Below are 15662 nucleotides of genomic sequence, written 5' to 3'. Positions count from 1 at the left end.
CGTCACGCGGGAACGCTACGCACATCCGGCCCGCTACCGGTGGTGCGACGCGGGCGCGTCGCACCACGGCGAGAGGTCGCGAGGGCGCCGGCCCGCCAGGTTCGGGCCCCTGAGCGTACGGGCGTGACGCAGGGCCAGGAAGGGGCGCCCGTCCGCCTCCCACTCGTCGACGGGCTGCCAGTCGCACGACCGTGCGTATCTGAGCAGGGCGGGGGCGCCGACGCGGGCCCAGCGGAAGTGCGGGGCGGTCGCGGCGGCCCCCCGGCCGTCGTCCAGGCGGACCTGGACCCGCTCGTCGACGTCCTGTGGCGTGGCCTCGGCGACGAGGAGTCCCCTCGGAGCCAGCAGCACGGCGACGCGGCGGAGCAGCGCCCCGGGGTCACCGCCGATCCCGATGTTGCCGTCGATGAGCAGGGCGGTGCCCCAACGGCCCTCGGCCGGCAGCGGATCGAAGACGCTGCGGCGCAGCGCCGAGCCGCCCAGTCGCTGGGTGTGGTCGACGGCGGCGTCGCTGACGTCGATGCCGAGCGCGCGGTGTCCGCGTGCGGCGAGTGCCGCGACCAGCCGGCCGGGGCCGCAGCCGATGTCGATGACGGGGCCTTCGCAGCGGTGCAGTGCCGACAGATCGGCGGCGTCGGCGTCCGCGCACCACCGTTCGACGTCCAGGGGCAGCAGCCAGCCGTCCGGCCTGCGCAGGAAGAGCGGACCGCGACCGTTACGCAGCGCGTTCGCGTACGGGTCGGTGGTCCAGGGTGCGTGGCCCGGCCCCGGCGGGGGCAGTGTCGTGCTCATCGGACGGCCGACCTGGTCAGTCGGGTGTGGGTCGCGGCGAACCGTCCGTGCGGTGCCGCGGCGGCGACGTGTGCCGCGTCCTCGGCCGTGTCCACGTCGCGCATCGACGGCAGGTCGCGCACGGTGAGACCGGCCTCGGTCAGGCGCGCCCGTTGCCGTTCACCCGTCGAGGGGAGGGACATCGGCACGCCCCGTACGAGGCGGGGGTCGGGATGGGCCAGGCCCAGGGCCCAGAAGCCGCCGTCCTCGGCCGGGCCGAACCAGGCGTCGCATCCGTCCCAGCCGCCCGGCGTCAGCGCGGGGGCCAGTGCGGCGGCGGTGAGCTGGGGGGTGTCCATCCCGACGAGGAGGGCGGGTCCCGTACAGGCGGCGAAGGCGGCCGCGATGCGTTCGTCGAGGGTGCCGGTTCCTTGGGGGCGTACATGGATGCCCGCGGGGAGCCAGGGCCCCGGCCGGCCGTCGAGGACGACGAAGCGCCGCAGGGCGGGCAGGGTGAGCACGGTCCGCAGCGTGTCGTGGAGAGCGGCGGCGGCGAGCCGGGCGGCTTCGTCCGGGCTGAAGGGAGGCGTGAGCCGTGTCTTGACCCGGCCGGGCACCGGCTCCTTGGCGATGACCAGCAGGGTGGTGGGCCCGGTGGGCGGTGCCGGGACGCTCATCGGGAGACCTCCGCCCGCGCGGCCCGTACGGTCTCCACGGGCGGCTCCCGGAGCACCGCACTCATGTCGCGTACGGCCTGCCAGGTGCCCCGCCAGGTGCCGGTGACCTTGGACTTCCCGGTGCGGGGCAGATACGGCACGTCGGTCTCGGCGATGCGCAGTCCGGCGTCCGACGCGCGGACCACCATCTGGAGCGGATAGCCGCTGCGGCGGTCGGTGAGCCCCAGTTCCAGCAGTGCCTCCCGGCGTGCCGCCCGCATCGGCCCGAGGTCGTGCAGGCGCAGACCGGTGCGTCGGCGGAGCATCAGGGCGAGGGCGAGGTTGCCGGCGCGCGCGTGTGCGGGCCAGGCTCCGGGGCCCTGGGGGCGTCGGCGCCCGAGGAGCAGATCGGTGTCTCCGGCGGCGATCCGGCGGACGAAGGCGGTGAGGAGTGCGGGGTCGAGCGAGCCGTCGCAGTCGCAGAAGCAGACGTACTCCGCGTCGGCGGCGAGCAGTCCCGCGTGGCAGGCGGCGCCGAACCCGCGCCGCGGCTCGTGGACGACGGTCGCCCCCAGCGAGCGCGCGAGCTCCGCGGAGCCGTCGGTGGAACCGTTGTCGACGACGATGGCGCGCCAGCCGTCCGGGACGCGGGCGAGCACCCGGGGCAGGGCGGCCGCCTCGTCGAGGCAGGGCAGGACGATGTCGGCGCGGGCGGGCAGGGCTGCGTCACAAGGCATCTGGTCGGTCACGGCAATCACCCTACGAAGAAGAAACCGACATTTCGTGCTTCATGGCGCGAAGAAATGCGGACGGATCCACCGCGCGCCTCACCCTCGCGCCCGCCTCACGGCGTCCCGCCCCGCAGTGCCGACGTGGCGAACTCCCGCATACCCGCGACGAATTCCGTCTCGGGTTTCCAGCCGAGCTCGTCGCGCAGCCGCCGTGAGTCCGCCGTGACGTGCCGGACGTCGCCGAGCCGGTACTCACCGGTGACCACCGGCGCCGGGCCCCCGTGGGCCGAGGCCAGGGCGCGGGCCATCTCGCCGATGGTGTGCGGCTGTCCGCTTCCGGTGTTGTACGCGTCGAACGTGCCCGGCCCGCGCTCCCGCAGCGCGGCGAGGGCCACGGCGTTGGCCGCCGCCACGTCCCGTACATGCACGAAGTCGCGCCGCTGGCCGCCGTCCTCGAAGACCCGGGGCGCTTCGCCGCGGGCCAGCGCCGAGCGGAAGAGGGAGGCGACCCCGGCGTACGGGGTGTCACGCGGCATGCCCGGGCCGTAGACGTTGTGGTAGCGCAGCGACACGGCCCGGCCTCCGGTGGCACGCGCCCAGGACGCGGCGAGGTGCTCCTGGGCGAGCTTGGTGGCCGCGTAGACGTTGCGGGGATCGGCCGCCGCCTCCTCCGCGACCAGCCCCGGGGTCAGCTCCGACCCGCAGTCGGGGCAGCGCGGTTCGAACCTGCCCGCGTCCAGATCGCTGACCGCCCTCGGCCCCGGCCGGACCCGGCCGTGCCGGGGACAGTCGTAGCGGCCCTCGCCGTAGACCACCATCGACCCGGCCAGTACGAGGTCCCGCACCCCGGCGTCCGCCATCCCGGCGAGCAGTACGGCCGTACCGAGGTCGTTGCAGCCGACGTACTCCGGCGCGTCGGCGAAGTCCTTGCCCAGCCCCACCATCGCCGCCTGGTGGCACACCGCGTCGACCCCGGACAGCGCCGCGGCGACGGCCTCGCGGTCCCGCACATCCGCGATGACGGTCCGCACGCCCGGGACACAGTCGGCGCTCCACGGCTTCTCCCCGCCGTACGCGGTCGGAAGCAGGGCGTCGAAGATCACCGCCTCGTGGCCGCCGGAGGCGAGCGCGCGGACGATGTGTGACCCGATGAATCCGGCTCCGCCGGTGACCAGTACGCGCATGGCCGCCACGCTAGGGGCCGCGCCCCCGGACACCGGCGCGGCACGCCCGGCACGGGGCTGTACGGGGCAGGGCGGCGGAGGACCACACGGCCCGCCGACCCCGTACCCTGAGCGGCACCCGCCGGCCCGCGCGAGAGGGATCGACCCGCGACCGGCGCGGTCACCGGGACGGGCTCTCGCGCAGCCGTGGACGGGGGCAGCGTGGGCAACGGTGCCGCGCGAGGACTTTCCAGGCCGACAGGAAGTCGCCTGCACATGTCAGGGACTGACGGCGGCCTCGAGAAGCAACTCGCTCAGCTCGACGGGCATCGTGATCATGCAGTCGTGGCCGGTCGGCAGTTCCCGCACCCGCGCCGGAGAACCGTTGGGCTGTACCGCGGGGACGGGCGGCAGGGTGAAGCCTTCGGCGTTCCCGCCGTCACAGCGGATGTGGGTGCGCGAAATCGCGTGCGCGGCCGGGTTGTCCAGTCGGGCCGGTTGCTGGAGGCAGCGCACCGGGTGATCCGAGATCACCGTGCGCAGCCACGCGACGTCGGCCGGGTCGGTGACTCCGAACAAGCCGTGCGGGGGCGGCTGTTCGGGGGGCGGCGGAATGAGCCACGGGCTCTCGGTCTTCGCGGCCAGGTCGATCAGGCCCTGCAGTTCGGGCAGGGCGTCGACCGAGGTCTCGCCGTCCTTCGGGGCCGTCGAGTCGACGTACACCAGATGCGCGATCCGGTCCGGCACCTGGTTGGCCGCGGACGAGATGACCGCCCCCGCGTAGCTGTGCCCCACGAGCACCACGCCGGTGAGGTCCGCTTCGTCGATCAGCCGGACGAGATCGTCGACGTGCGTGTCGAGCCCTACTTCCGGGCTGAGCAGATGCGCCTTGTCGCCGTAGCCGGTCAGCGACGGAGCGAGCACACGATGGCCGGCCGACTCGAGCAGCGGAACCACTCGCTCCCAGGACCGTCCACTGTGCCAAGCACCGTGGACCAGGAGAAATACAGACATGACAGAACGATCTTCCTGCTCAAGACGTCGAAGCCACGAGGTACGCGGAACAGGCAGTGGTTACCGTCCGCACCTCGGTACCCTTCGGGAACCGCCATCATCATGGTGCGCCCGACACGGCCCGGGCAATAAGGCACATTTCGGTGCCATGGTTCCCTGGAGGTAACGGTGACCGCGACGGACAGTGAGCCGGAGCCGGTGCGGCAGGACGCGAGTCGGTTCCGCGCCGTCCTCGGCATGGTCGGGGACAAGTGGTCGCTTCTGGTCGTGTGCAACCTCGAAGAAGGGCCGCGGCGCTTCTCCGAACTCAAGCGCAGTGTCGAGGGAATCAGTCAGCGCATGCTCACCGCCACCCTGCGCAATCTGGAACGGGACGGCATCCTGACCCGCACCGTCCACAACGTCATGCCGCCCCACGTCAGCTACGCGCTCACCCCGATGGGCAGCACGCTTCGCGAGGCCACCTTGCCCCTCCTGGAGTGGAGCGCCGAGCACCTGGCGCTCATCGACGATGCCCGCGCGCAATACGACACTCGCGCCGACACGCGCCCGCCGGGTCCGTCGGGAAGCACACCTGATTCCAGGTAGGCCCCAAGGAGACGTGGCGCTCGGTGCGGCGGAGGGTGCGAACCGTCTACTGGCCCCCTTGAGCTCACGGCCGCATGGCAGGGCCGTGGTGCGCGTCGTGGCTGCAGCGGGGTCACAGCCCGGGTGTGCGGGGGGCGATGCCGATGACGAGGATGTCGCGCCGGCCGCTGTGCTTGCCGTCGGCCAGGTGGACGGGGGCGACGTAGTGGCTGACGCGCCCGTGCTACGGCGCCTGCCGCTTCGGCTCCCCGGCCGAACGGCCGAGCCGCGCGGAAACGGCGCCCTCAAGGGCCGCCGTCCTTCGCTCGCGGCCCCCTTCTGTCGCGCTCCCCCGACCGCCGGTTCGCACCGGTGCCGGTGCGCGCCAGCATGTCGACCTCGCCGTCACCCGCTGACGCCGGTCAAGGGCACCGGGCCCCGGCTGATCCCCGAAAAAGATCGAGGGCCGGTTTCGGATGCCTCCGAAACCGGCCCTCGATCTGCGACTGTCTCCAGTCGGGACGACAGGATTTGAACCTGCGACCCCTTGACCCCCAGTCAAGTGCGCTACCAAGCTGCGCCACGTCCCGATGCCCGTCTGACCTGGGGTTTCCCCTGGCCGAACGCGCATGAGAACAATACCGCACTCGGGCGGGTGGTCACGAATCCCCATCGCGCGCTTGACCTGGACCTTGCTTGATGTTCAACGCTGAGCCACATGACGCACACGACCGAAGCACCGGTGTACGGGTACGACGACCTGCGCCGGCTGATGAGCCTGATGACCGGCGACGAGAAGCACGGCCCCGCCGCCCTCTCCACCCTGGACGCGCTGTGGGTGCTGTACGACCGGGTGCTGAGGGTGTCGCCCGGTGCGGCCGACGCGCCCGGGCGCGACCGCTTCCTGCTGTCGAAGGGGCACGGCCCGATGGCGTACTACGCCGTACTGGCCTCCCGCGGCTTCTTCGGCGAGGAACTGCTCCCCGGGTTCGGTTCGTACGACTCACCGCTCGGACACCACCCGGACCGGCTGCTCGTGCCGGGCGTGGAGATCGGCAGCGGCTCCCTCGGGCACGGGCTGCCGCTGGCGGTGGGCAGCGTGCTCGGGCTCCGGGCCCAGGGACTGACCGGACCGCGTGTCTGGGTGCTGACCGGGGACGCCGAACTGGACGAGGGCAGCAACCACGAGGCGATCGCCTACGCGGGCCCCGCCGGTCTGGAGCAACTGCACACCGTGGTGATCGACAACGCCTCCGCGACGTACGCCAGGCCCGGAGGCATCGCCGCACGGTTCGAGGCCGCCGGGTGGTCGGCCTGGACCGTCGACGGCACGGACCACGAGGCGCTCCATGGCGCCTTCGCCGCCCCTCACCCCGGGCAGCCGCACGCGGTGATCGCCCGCGTCGCGTCCAAGCACTGAACACCGCCCCGCCCCGTCACCACACGCCCGGAGGTTTCCCATGGACACCATGCGCGACCGTTTCATCACCACCACCTCACGCCTGCTGGACGAGGACCCGCGCCTCGCCCTGGTCCTCGCGGAGATCAGCCGCGACGGCTTCGACACGGCCGCGCGGGCCCACCCGGACCGGGTGGTCAACGTGGGGATCAGGGAGCAGCTGCTCATCGGTGTGGGAGCCGGGATGGCGCTCACCGGCCTGCGCCCCGTCATGCACACGTTCGCCAGCTTCCTGGTGGAGCGGCCGTTCGAGCAGGTGAAGCTCGACCTGGGGCACCAGGGAGTGGGGGGCGTGCTCGTCAGCTCCGGTGCCTCCTACGACTGGCCGGCCGGGGGGTTCACGCACATGGCACCGGGCGATGTCGCCCTCCTGGACACCCTCGACGGCTGGACCGTCCACGTCCCGGGCCACCCCGACGAGGCGGAGACGCTGCTGCGGCGGGCCGTCGCGACGGACGAGCGCGTCTACGTCCGCCTCTCCGTCCAGGCGAACCGCACGGCGCGCCCCGCGACCGGCGACGCGTTCGTCCCGTTGCGCCGGGGCACGGCCGGGGTGGTGGTCGCCGTCGGCCCGGTGCTCGACGACGTACTCGCGGCGACGGAGGGCCTGGACCTCACCGTGCTGTACGCGACCACCGTGCGGCCGTTCGACGCCGCGGGGCTGCGTCGCGCGGCCGGGGCGGTCACGGCGGCCGACGTGGTGGTCGTCGAGCCGTACCTGGCCGGCACCTCGACGGGTGCGGCCAACGACGCCCTCGCCGACCTCCCCCACCGAGTGCTCGGCCTCGGGGTGTCCCGCACGGAGCTGCGCCGGTACGGAGGGCTGGAGGAGCACCTCGTCGCGCACGGCCTGGACCCGGAGGGGCTGCGCGGGCGGATCACCGGGTTCCTGCGGCGCTGAGGCGTCCGCGGCGGTCACCGAGTGGCGAGGAAGTCGCCGTGCCAGGCGAGGTCCCGTCCAGGGCGCCCCCGAGAGTGTGGGAGCCCGGACGAGCGGCATGACCTCCAGCTGAAGCCCGGGCGGACCTCGTGCCCTCGCCCGGCGAGCGCGGTCCCGGCCGGACCGGCGCCCAGCACGGTGTGCGGGACGGGCGCGGGGGTGGGTGTGGTGGTCACGGTGACTCCCCTTCCGGGTCCGGACGCACCGCTCCGACACCCGTCGCGGCAGCCGGTTGGTCCCGGTCAGCCGTAGAAAGGCCCCGCGTACGCCTCCCGCCCCCCGATGTGCCCGACCAGTTCGCCCGCCAGCAGCTTGATGGTGTGCAGCCCTTCCCTGCCCCAGGCGCGCGGCACGGTGTCCACGGCGCAGACGGTGCCGAGCGCCACCCCCGTCCCGTCGATGAGCGGGGCCCCGAGGTAGGAGCGGATCCCTATGCCGTCGACCACCGGATTGCCGGCGAACCGCGGATAGTCGCAGACGTCGTCCAGCACCAGTGCCTTGCGCCGCGCGAGAACGTGCGGGCAGTAGCCGTGGTCCCGGGCGAGATGACGGAGGTGGGAGCCCGCCGCCGCCCCTCCGGGGCCGTGCCCGCCCCGGGCCCCGGACGGGGTGTGCAGCCCGGCGAAGAACTGCCGTTCCTCGTCGATGAAGTTGACCATCGAGAACGGCGCCGACGTCACCGCGGCCACCCGGTCGGCGAAGGCGTCGAAGCTGTCGAACGAGGCGTCGGGCCGTCGGCCCAGGCCGAGACTGCGCAGCCGCGCTCCCCGGACGGACGCGTCCCGGTCGGCCGGGGTGACCAGGGGCCGCCCCGGGCCGTGAGGGATCACGTACGGGCTCCGTACCCGGAGAGGGACGCCGGGGCCGTGGCGTTGATGAGGTGCTGCACCAGGGTGACCAGCGCACCCGTCCCGGAACTGGCGATCCGGGCGTCACAGAGGACGACCGGCACCTCGGGACCGAGGTCGAGCGCCCCCCGCACCTCGTCGGGTTCGTAGCGGTAGGCGCCGTCGAACTCGTTGACCGCGACGATGAATCCGATACCACGCCGCTCGAAGTAGTCGACGGCGGCGAAGCATTCGGTGAGACGGCGGGTGTCGGCGATGACGACGGCCCCCAGCGCCCCCTTGGAGAGCTCGTCCCACATGAACCAGAAACGCTCCTGCCCGGGGGTCCCGAACAGGTAGAGCACATGCTGGTCGGAGAGGGTGATCCGGCCGAAGTCCATGGCCACGGTGGTCGCCGTCTTGGACTCGACGCCCTCCAGGTTGTCCGTCCCGACACCGACCTGGGTCAGGAGTTCCTCGGTACTCAGCGGAGCGATCTCGCTGACGGCGCCCACGAATGTCGTTTTCCCGACGCCGAAACCGCCCGCGACCAGGACCTTGAGGGCCACGGGGAAGTATCCGGAGCTTCGGGTGCTGTCAGAGCTGTCGTCGTAGACCATCGAGCACTGCCTCCAGCAGGGATCGGTCGGTGGGCATGTCGTGGAAGGCGGGGGCGTGCGCGGTGACCGCGCCGCAGTCGACCAGGTCGCACAGGAGGATCTTGGTGATGGTCGCGGGGAGCCGGAGGTGGGCGGCGACCTCGGCCACGGAGGTCGGGCCCTCGCACAGCTCCAGAGCCACCGTGTGCTCCGGACCCAGCGGGGTGTCGGGCTCGATGCCCGTGGCCATCACCAGGGAGAGCAGGTCGAGTTCGGCGTTCGGCCGCGTCCGGCCGTTGCTGACGGTGTACGGGCGGATGAGCCGGCCGGCCGCGTCGTCGAGCAGGGGCCCGTCCTGCGGGGCCGGCATCCTCACGGCCCCGGGGTGAACGGTGCTCCGGCCGTCTGCCGGACGGGCGTCATCAGATAGGGCCGGACGCTCTTGACCAGCATGGCCATCTCGTAGCCCAGCACGGCGGCGTCCGCCTCCCGGCCGGCGAGCACCGCGAGGCATGTACCCGACCCGGCGGTCGAGACGAACAGCAGCGTCGAGTCGAGCTCGACGACGACCTGGCGTACGTCACCGTTGTCGCCGAAGCGGGCGCCCGCGCTGCGGCCCAGCGAGTACAGTCCCGCGGCCAGGGCCGCCATGTGGTCGGCGCTGTCGGCGTCCATGCCGTGGACGGACTTCACCAGGCCGTCGGCCGAGAGCAGCACGGCACTGCGCGTGTAGGGAACGCGCTGGACCAGCCCGCTCAACAGCCAGTCGAGGTCCGAGACCTGACCGGACGGCATTTCGCTCGTCATGGTGCATCTACTCCTTGAACGTGTTCTCGGTTCTGGGGCCGGGTTCGGTCGGCCGCGGGCCGCCGTAGCCGGATTCGGTCGGCTGCGGCCCGCCGTAGCCCGGTTCGGGCATCGCGCCGGAGGTGGCGGCGGTGGGGCCGCGGACCGGCAGCGGTGCCAGGCCGGAGCGCTGGGCCCCGATCGCCACCGCGGGGCCCGGTGCCGCCTCCTGCGCACCGGGGTGCGGGGCGCCCGCCCGGGTGTACGCCACGGGCTCGGGCTCCTCGGCCGTCTGTGCCTCTGCGAGGTCGACCCCACGGCGGAAGGCGGCCATCAGCCCGGGATCGTGAAGGATGTCGGTGCCCTCGGCCCGGGGCGCGGGCGCGTCCCGGAGCTGTGGCACCAGGTGTTCCTGGTTGCTGCGCCGGGGCAGTCGAGGACGGCCGGCGGCCTCCGTCGCCGCCTGGCCGTCACCGTCCGGTACGGCGGCGGGCTCCTGCCCGGAACCGGGCGGAGCTGTGGCGGAGGCAGGTGCGTCGACCCGCTCGGGGCGCGGCGGCGGCTCTTCCGCCGTCCGCCGGGCCTGACGCGGCGGCAGGTCGGGCCGGACGGCCGCCTGCTCCGCCGGCACGGCCGGGGGGCCCGGGGCGTCCGCCCGTGCGGGAGGCCGGTCCATGCCACCGGCCGGCGGCGCGGGCGCCGTGCCGGGCTGCGCCTCCGGCTGGGCGTCGAGGCCCAGAAGGGCCTGCGGCAGCACCAGGACGGCCTGCGTACCGCCGTAGATGTTGCTCTGGAGTCGTACGGCGATGCCGTGCCGGCGGGCCAGGGAGGCGACGACGAACAGGCCGATCCGGCCGTCCTGGAGCAGATGGGCGACGTTGACCTGGTCGGGGTCGGCGAGCAGGGTGTTCATCCGCTTCTGCTCCGGGCCCGGCATCCCGAGTCCTCGGTCCTCGACCTCCAGGGCGAGCCCGGCGGTCACGCGCTGGGCGCGCAGCAGGACCTGCGTGTGCGGGGAGGAGAACACCGTGGCGTTCTCGACCAGTTCGGCGAGCAGGTGGATGACGTCGGCGACGGCGTGTCCGCGCAGGGTGCCGTCGACGGGCGGGACCAGCTTGACCCTGGGGTACTGCTCGACCTCCGCGACCGCGGAGCGGAGTACCTCGGTCATGCTGACCGGGCTGCTCCACTGCCGCCGCGAGACGGCTCCGCCGAGCACCGCGAGGTTCTCGGCGTGCCTGCGGATGCGGGTGGCCAGGTGGTCGACGTGGAAGAGGCCCTTGAGCAGGTCGGGGTCCTCCACCTCGTGTTCCAGTTCGTCCAGGATCTGGATCTCCCGGTGCACGAGGGACTGGAGCCGCCGCGCGAGGTTGACGAACACCTCGACCTTCTGTTCGTTCCCGGCGCTGCTGAAGAGCTGCGACGCCTCGACGACGGCGCCCACGGCCGCGTCGTGCGCCCGGCCCATGTCCTGTGCGAGCAGGTCGAAGGCGTCCGCCCCGGGGGGCGCGTCCCGCGTGGCCTGCCGGGGCGTGACGGGGACTTCGGCGCGGAGCTGCTCCACGATCCTCTGCAACTCGGCCTGGTGCTCCGCACCGGTACGCCGCAGGGCGAGACAGCGGTCGAGGACGCCGGCGGAGACACGGTGCGCACCGAGGAAGGCCGCGGCCACCGCCGCGACGGCCAGCGCCCCCGAACCGCCGAGCGCCGCCAGGAGGCTGCCGGACGGGCGCACTCCGGAGGACCGGATGGTGAAGATCACGGCCGCGGCCCCGCTCAGCGCGGCGGCGACGGCCGGCAGCAGTGCCGTGCGCAGCAGTTGGGGCCGCAGAGGGGCGTCGGGAGCGGGCTGCGCGGTACGCGGCCGGCTCGCGGCCGAGTGCGAACGGCCACCCGGACGGCCGTGCCGTCCGCCTTCTCGTCGTTCCGGTCGCGCGGTGGGTGCGCGAAGTTGAGACATCATCATCCTCGGTACGTGGGGCACGGGCACCAGGAATCGGCATTCGTGTGGTGACGCCCACGGTGGTCGGTCAGGCCGGGGTCAACGGCTGGGCGGGCTCGGCCGACATGAGCCCACGGTTGACCACCGGCCACACACGGTAGTCGCGAATCGCCCGGCCCCGATGCGCAGTTGTCGAACTTGCCCGCCAGGCGTCCCGCTCTGGTATGAGGCTTCGCATGGGTGGTCGAATACACCCCTGCGTCGGCCCGTCGAGGCGATCGACAAGCGAACAGGTGAGGCATTCACGCGGGCTCCGCCGTCGTCCTCACCCCGGTCGCCGCGCCGGCGCGAGCCCGTGGTCGGCGAGCGGTCCGACGGTCAGGGCCTCCGCCCGGAGGCCGCTCACGAGGTCCGGCAGCATGCCGAGAGCGGGCCGCCAGCGGTCCTCGCCGGACAGGTCGGCGTCGTGCAGCAGGATGGTGTCCCCCACCCCGTGGAGCTGGCCGCGCACGGTCCGCAGGACGCCCTCGGGGGTCGCGTCGGCGGCCCAGTCGCGGCCCCAGGCCGACCACAGCACCGGCCGCAGCCCGCAGCGGAGCGCGCCGGCCCAGCGGCCACCGGTCAGGATCCCGTAGGGCGGCCGGTACCACTGCGGGCGGACCCCCGAGATCCGGCGCACCTCCTCGGCGGCACGGGAGATCTCACGCAGATCCCGGCCGGGGGCGGGCAGCCAGGGCCGGCTGTGGGTCCATCCGTGCACGGCGAGCTCGTGCCCGCGCCGGACGATGTCGTGGCCGAGTTCGGGGTACCGCCTCAGGCTCTCCCCCAGCACGAAGAACGTCGCGCGTACGGAGAGCCGGTCCAGCAGGTCCAGGTAGTGCGGGGTGGAGCGGGGGTCGGGGCCGTCGTCGAAGGTCAGGGCGACGTGGTCGGGGTCGCCGAGGCCCGCCAGGGCGGGCAGGAACGTCCGGCGCACCCCCGGCAGCCAGGTGCCCGCGGGGGCGATGTGCGCGGTGAGCGCCAGGGCGGTGGCGGCCAGCGGGGCTCGGAGCGCCACGGGCGTCCTCAGGTGTCCGGAATGCATCGGGATCAGGTCTCCCCTCGGTCGTCGTCCGTCATCGGCGGCCGCCCCGGGCCGGGCGCCCGGGCGGTGTCGTCGTCGCGTCCCAGCTGCCCGCGACCGCCGGGGAGAGCGAGAGGCCCACCGTGCCCGCGACCAGCAGGCAGCCGCCGAGCACGGCCTGCACCGGGTAGGAGCCCAGGGCGACCCGTTCGTCGAAGAGCACCTTTCCCAGCACCACGCTCACCAGGGCGTCCCCGAGGGTGAGAGCGGGCTGCGAGGCCGCCAGGGAACCGGCGCGCAAGGTGCTCTGGAGCAGCAGCAGGCTCAGCAGTCCGGCGGCGCACGCGGCGTAGAAGTAGCCCGTGGCGAGGACAGCGACGACCCCCTCCGGGATCCGGCCGGTCACCTCTTTGATGAGAGCCGCGGTGCAGGCGAAGCAGACGGAGGTCGCGAGGCCGAGCACCGCTGCGGACGCCGCGCCGCGCAGCACCTGGCCCAGTCCGAACAGGGCGGCCACGGCGCCCGCCACGCAGAGACCGGCGGGCAGCCAGGTGCCCGCCTGTCCCGTCGTGCTGCCGGTCGACGCGCCGGCGGCGCCGAGGAAGAGCCCCAGTCCGACCGCGAGCATGAGGAACGAGAGCCAGGTGAGCCCGCCCGGACGGTGCCGGAAGACGGCTGTCCCCAGCAACAGGGTGAACAGCAGTTCGGAGGCCATCAGCGGCTGGACCACGGACAGACTGCCGACCGCCAGCGCCCCCGCCTGGAATCCCGCGGAGAACCCCAGTGCCGCCGCCCCGGCCAGCCAGTACGGGCGCCGCAGGAGGCGTACCAGCCAGGCGGCCGCCTGCCGTACCTGCCACCGGCGCGGGGGTTCGTCGTGATCCTCGGTCTGCTCCATGACGGCCCGCCGCTGCAGGACGGACGCGGCACCGTTGGCGAGTGCGGCCAGCAGTGCCAGCACCACGGCCAGTGAGTTCATCCCCGGTCAGCCGAAGCGGCCGGCGAGTCGGCGGTAGAGACCCGGGGCGACGGCCCGCACCATGCCGGGCACACGCAGCCAGCCGGGTACGTACACGTCGTCACGCCCGGAGACGACGGCCCTCCAGACGGCGTCCGCGACGCGCTCCGGCGCCATCGGCCGGGGCCACGCACGTACGTACGACATCCCGCGGGTCTCGAAGAACGGGGTGTCGACCACGGCCGGGACCACCAGGGTGACGCGCACGCCCGTCCCCTCGAGTTCCTGGCGCAGCGCGTCCGCGAAGGTGGCGACCGCCGCCTTGGCCGCCGAGTAGACCGCCTCCCCGCGGACGGCCGTGGAGCCCGCCACCGATCCGACCAGCACGATGTGGCCGCGCCCGGCCGCGACCATGTGCGGCAGCAGGAGCCGGACGAGGTGGACGACGGACGCCAGGTCCACGGTGAGGACGCGGTCGACGGCGGCCGCCGGCATGGACAGGAACGGTCCCGCCCAGCCGATTCCCGCCGACGCCACCACCAGATCGACCCGTCCGGCCGCCTCCAGGGCCTCGTCGACCATGCGTTCCATGGCGTCGAGGGACATCAGGTCGGCGTGCAGCGGTGTCGAGCGCGTCGACGCGGCGACCTCCGCGAGCCGGGCGCGGTCGCGCCCGCTGGCCAGGAGCCGCCAGCCCTCCTCTGCCGCGATCCGGCGGCAGACGGCGGCACCGATACCCGAGGAGGCGCCGGTCACCAGAGCCACACCGGCCGGGCTCCTGTGGCCGTCCACCGCGTCGGCGCCCTGCGCGTCCCGGTGGGCGATGCCCGGTACACGTGACATGTCCTCTCCCTGTGTCGGCTCTGTGCGGCGCGGTTCCGCGTTCACGAGGTCAGACATGCGGGACATAACGGCAGGGGGCGGGTAAGGAGTACCCCGGGACCCGCCGAACCCACATCCGAGGTGATCGCATGCGCCGGCCACCACCGCAGACCGACCTCACAACTGGACCCACTCTCTGCCGACGCCCGGGAGCACGCAACCGATGAACGCAGCACAGGGACGCTTCCTGATCCTCAGCGCCGGCATGGGGTCCGGCCACCACGCGGTCGCGGCCGAACTGACCCGCCGTCTGGAGGCCGGCGGCGGACGGACGAGGACCGTCGACGTCCTCGACCTGCTGCCACCCGGTGTCGGGCGGGGGCTGAGCACGTTCTACCGGACGGTCATCTGCCACGCCCCGGCCGTCTACGCGGGGCTGTACGCGGCGTTCTTCCGTGCCGGTGACGGGCCGAGACCGGGCAGCGCCCCGCTGGCCGCGCTCGCGGAGCGCCGGCTCCTGGAGCTCGTCGGACGGTTGCGGCCGGACGTGGTCGTGCCGGTCTTCCATCTGGCCGCCCAGCTGACGGGCAGGCTCCGCGCACGGGGGGCGCTCACCGTGCCGAGCGCGGTGGTCGTCACCGATTTCGCCGTCCACCGGCAGTGGCTGCATCCGGGTAACGACACGTATCTGTGCCTCACGCCGGACCTCGCCGGTGAGGTCGCCCGCGCCGTGGGGCGCCCGGCGGTCGCCTCCGGGGCCTTGGTGGCACCCCGGTTCCGGGGCCCGGCGGGCACGGTGCGGGACTGGCGGCGGCGCCTGGGGCCACCGGACCGCCCGCCGGTGCTGATCTCGACGGGGGCCTGGGGCGCCGGGGCGGGCGTCGCGGGGACCGCGCGGCTGGTGGCTTCGGCGGGTTACCGGCCGGTCGTGCTGTGCGGGCACAACGCCCGGCTGCGGCGGGAGGCGTCACGCGGTGCGCCCGAACACGCCATGGGCTGGGTCGAGGACATGCCGGGGCTGCTGTCGGCCTGCCGCGCGCTCGTCGACAACGCCGCGGGCCAGACCGCCCTTGAGGCCATGGCCGTCGGGGTACCGGTCGTGAGCTTCCGCACCATTCCGGGGCACGGCAGGGAGGGGTCCCTGCGGATGGCGGAGCACGGCTTCGCCGACTACGCGCCGGACGCCGGTGCGCTGATCCGGTCCCTGGACGCCCTGACCCGGCCGGGAGCGGCGCGCGAGCGACGGGTCGAGGCGGCCTCCGGCCTCTTCTCGGGCGAAGGGGTGAGGCCGCTGGAAGCGCTTCTGCGGACGGCGGGGCGGTCCGGTACGGCCTGAAAAACCCGACCGTCTGCGGCCGCCCCGT

At 73.7% G+C, this 15662-nt stretch carries 17 protein-coding genes and 1 tRNA gene; 4 read left to right on the top strand and 14 right to left on the bottom strand.

The window, feature by feature from the left end:
• Nucleotides 1-33 precede the first annotated feature (33 nt).
• The 5 genes from SACTE_RS29595 to SACTE_RS29575 all read right to left on the bottom strand — a co-directional run bounded on the left by SACTE_RS29595 (nucleotide 34) and on the right by SACTE_RS29575 (nucleotide 4335).
• Entirely contained in the window at nucleotides 34-792 is a 759-nt protein-coding gene (locus tag SACTE_RS29595) for a class I SAM-dependent methyltransferase (RefSeq protein WP_014049695.1), read from the bottom strand.
• Entirely contained in the window at nucleotides 789-1448 is a 660-nt protein-coding gene (locus SACTE_RS29590) for a DUF2064 domain-containing protein (RefSeq protein WP_014049694.1), read from the bottom strand. The genes SACTE_RS29595 and SACTE_RS29590 overlap by 4 nt, the downstream gene beginning before the upstream one ends.
• Nucleotides 1445-2164 carry a glycosyltransferase family 2 protein gene (locus tag SACTE_RS29585; protein WP_014049693.1) on the bottom strand — a complete coding sequence of 240 codons (720 nt, stop codon included), beginning with the start codon at nucleotides 2162-2164 and terminating at the stop codon, nucleotides 1445-1447. The genes SACTE_RS29590 and SACTE_RS29585 overlap by 4 nt, the downstream gene beginning before the upstream one ends.
• Nucleotides 2165-2271: 107 nt before the next feature.
• The gene (locus SACTE_RS29580; protein WP_014049692.1) at nucleotides 2272-3342 is read right to left on the bottom strand and encodes an NAD-dependent epimerase/dehydratase family protein; all 1071 of its coding nucleotides are present in this window, start codon (nucleotides 3340-3342) and stop codon (nucleotides 2272-2274) included.
• A 258-nt stretch (nucleotides 3343-3600) separates the two neighbouring features.
• Nucleotides 3601-4335 (bottom strand): alpha/beta fold hydrolase, encoded by a 735-nt coding sequence (locus SACTE_RS29575; RefSeq protein ID WP_014049691.1) that lies wholly within the window; start codon nucleotides 4333-4335, stop codon nucleotides 3601-3603.
• A gap of 168 nt (nucleotides 4336-4503) precedes the next feature.
• On the opposite strand from SACTE_RS29575, the gene SACTE_RS29570 reads away from it, so the two are divergent.
• Entirely contained in the window at nucleotides 4504-4923 is a 420-nt protein-coding gene (locus SACTE_RS29570; RefSeq protein WP_014049690.1) for a helix-turn-helix domain-containing protein, read from the top strand.
• Nucleotides 4924-5418: 495 nt separating this feature from the next.
• On the opposite strand, the gene SACTE_RS29565 is transcribed toward SACTE_RS29570, so the two are convergent.
• Nucleotides 5419-5492 (bottom strand) — tRNA-Pro (locus SACTE_RS29565).
• A gap of 128 nt (nucleotides 5493-5620) precedes the next feature.
• Between SACTE_RS29565 and SACTE_RS29560 the strand changes: the two genes are divergently transcribed.
• Both SACTE_RS29560 and SACTE_RS29555 read left to right on the top strand, forming a co-directional pair.
• Entirely contained in the window at nucleotides 5621-6322 is a 702-nt protein-coding gene (locus tag SACTE_RS29560) for a hypothetical protein (RefSeq protein ID WP_014049689.1), read from the top strand.
• 40 nt (nucleotides 6323-6362) lie between these two features.
• Nucleotides 6363-7262: a hypothetical protein gene (locus SACTE_RS29555; RefSeq protein WP_014049688.1), complete on the top strand. Its 900-nt coding sequence runs from the start codon at nucleotides 6363-6365 to the stop codon at nucleotides 7260-7262.
• Nucleotides 7263-7543: 281 nt separating this feature from the next.
• On the opposite strand, the gene SACTE_RS29550 is transcribed toward SACTE_RS29555, so the two are convergent.
• The 8 genes from SACTE_RS29550 to SACTE_RS29515 all read right to left on the bottom strand — a co-directional run bounded on the left by SACTE_RS29550 (nucleotide 7544) and on the right by SACTE_RS29515 (nucleotide 14319).
• Nucleotides 7544-8131, bottom strand: coding sequence for a GAF domain-containing protein (locus tag SACTE_RS29550; protein WP_014049687.1), 588 nt, complete (start codon nucleotides 8129-8131; stop codon nucleotides 7544-7546).
• Entirely contained in the window at nucleotides 8128-8748 is a 621-nt protein-coding gene (locus SACTE_RS29545; protein ID WP_014049686.1) for an ATP/GTP-binding protein, read from the bottom strand. The genes SACTE_RS29550 and SACTE_RS29545 overlap by 4 nt, the downstream gene beginning before the upstream one ends.
• Entirely contained in the window at nucleotides 8726-9097 is a 372-nt protein-coding gene (locus SACTE_RS29540) for a DUF742 domain-containing protein (RefSeq protein ID WP_014049685.1), read from the bottom strand. The genes SACTE_RS29545 and SACTE_RS29540 overlap by 23 nt, the downstream gene beginning before the upstream one ends.
• Before the next feature lie 2 nt (nucleotides 9098-9099).
• The gene (locus SACTE_RS29535; protein ID WP_014049684.1) at nucleotides 9100-9534 is read right to left on the bottom strand and encodes a roadblock/LC7 domain-containing protein; all 435 of its coding nucleotides are present in this window, start codon (nucleotides 9532-9534) and stop codon (nucleotides 9100-9102) included.
• Between the two features lie 7 nt (nucleotides 9535-9541).
• The gene (locus tag SACTE_RS29530) at nucleotides 9542-11473 is read right to left on the bottom strand and encodes an ATP-binding protein (protein WP_014049683.1); all 1932 of its coding nucleotides are present in this window, start codon (nucleotides 11471-11473) and stop codon (nucleotides 9542-9544) included.
• A 307-nt stretch (nucleotides 11474-11780) separates the two neighbouring features.
• A complete protein-coding gene (locus SACTE_RS29525; protein WP_019993180.1) occupies nucleotides 11781-12512 on the bottom strand; it encodes a polysaccharide deacetylase family protein in 732 nt (243 codons plus the stop codon).
• A 58-nt stretch (nucleotides 12513-12570) separates the two neighbouring features.
• Entirely contained in the window at nucleotides 12571-13497 is a 927-nt protein-coding gene (locus SACTE_RS29520) for a DMT family transporter (RefSeq protein WP_014049681.1), read from the bottom strand.
• A 6-nt stretch (nucleotides 13498-13503) separates the two neighbouring features.
• Nucleotides 13504-14319: an SDR family NAD(P)-dependent oxidoreductase gene (locus tag SACTE_RS29515; RefSeq protein ID WP_014049680.1), complete on the bottom strand. Its 816-nt coding sequence runs from the start codon at nucleotides 14317-14319 to the stop codon at nucleotides 13504-13506.
• 202 nt (nucleotides 14320-14521) lie between these two features.
• On the opposite strand from SACTE_RS29515, the gene SACTE_RS29510 reads away from it, so the two are divergent.
• Nucleotides 14522-15634, top strand: a complete 1113-nt coding sequence (locus SACTE_RS29510) for a galactosyldiacylglycerol synthase (protein WP_014049679.1) — start codon at nucleotides 14522-14524, stop codon at nucleotides 15632-15634.
• The last annotated feature ends 28 nt before the right edge of the window (nucleotides 15635-15662 follow it).

Origin of the sequence: Streptomyces sp. SirexAA-E (assembly GCF_000177195.2) — a bacterium.
Classification (GTDB): Bacteria; Actinomycetota; Actinomycetes; order Streptomycetales; family Streptomycetaceae; genus Streptomyces; species Streptomyces flavovirens.
Note: the sequence above shows the minus strand (reverse complement) of the source record. Positions and strands in the feature narration are given on the sequence as shown.

Bases quoted from the DNA above. Each gene is read 5' to 3' on its own strand.
- SACTE_RS29595 (WP_014049695.1), bottom strand. From the start codon at position 792: ATGAGCACGACACTGCCCCCGCCGGGGCCGGGCCACGCACCCTGGACC.
- SACTE_RS29590 (WP_014049694.1), bottom strand. From the start codon at position 1,448: ATGAGCGTCCCGGCACCGCCCACCGGGCCCACCACCCTGCTGGTCATC.
- SACTE_RS29585 (WP_014049693.1), bottom strand. From the start codon at position 2,164: ATGCCTTGTGACGCAGCCCTGCCCGCCCGCGCCGACATCGTCCTGCCC.
- SACTE_RS29580 (WP_014049692.1), bottom strand. From the start codon at position 3,342: ATGCGCGTACTGGTCACCGGCGGAGCCGGATTCATCGGGTCACACATC.
- SACTE_RS29575 (WP_014049691.1), bottom strand. From the start codon at position 4,335: ATGTCTGTATTTCTCCTGGTCCACGGTGCTTGGCACAGTGGACGGTCC.
- SACTE_RS29560 (WP_014049689.1), top strand. From the start codon at position 5,621: ATGACGCACACGACCGAAGCACCGGTGTACGGGTACGACGACCTGCGC.
- SACTE_RS29555 (WP_014049688.1), top strand. From the start codon at position 6,363: ATGGACACCATGCGCGACCGTTTCATCACCACCACCTCACGCCTGCTG.
- SACTE_RS29545 (WP_014049686.1), bottom strand. From the start codon at position 8,748: ATGGTCTACGACGACAGCTCTGACAGCACCCGAAGCTCCGGATACTTC.
- SACTE_RS29540 (WP_014049685.1), bottom strand. From the start codon at position 9,097: ATGCCGGCCCCGCAGGACGGGCCCCTGCTCGACGACGCGGCCGGCCGG.
- SACTE_RS29535 (WP_014049684.1), bottom strand. From the start codon at position 9,534: ATGACGAGCGAAATGCCGTCCGGTCAGGTCTCGGACCTCGACTGGCTG.
- SACTE_RS29530 (WP_014049683.1), bottom strand. From the start codon at position 11,473: ATGTCTCAACTTCGCGCACCCACCGCGCGACCGGAACGACGAGAAGGC.
- SACTE_RS29520 (WP_014049681.1), bottom strand. From the start codon at position 13,497: ATGAACTCACTGGCCGTGGTGCTGGCACTGCTGGCCGCACTCGCCAAC.
- SACTE_RS29515 (WP_014049680.1), bottom strand. From the start codon at position 14,319: ATGTCACGTGTACCGGGCATCGCCCACCGGGACGCGCAGGGCGCCGAC.
- SACTE_RS29510 (WP_014049679.1), top strand. From the start codon at position 14,522: ATGAACGCAGCACAGGGACGCTTCCTGATCCTCAGCGCCGGCATGGGG.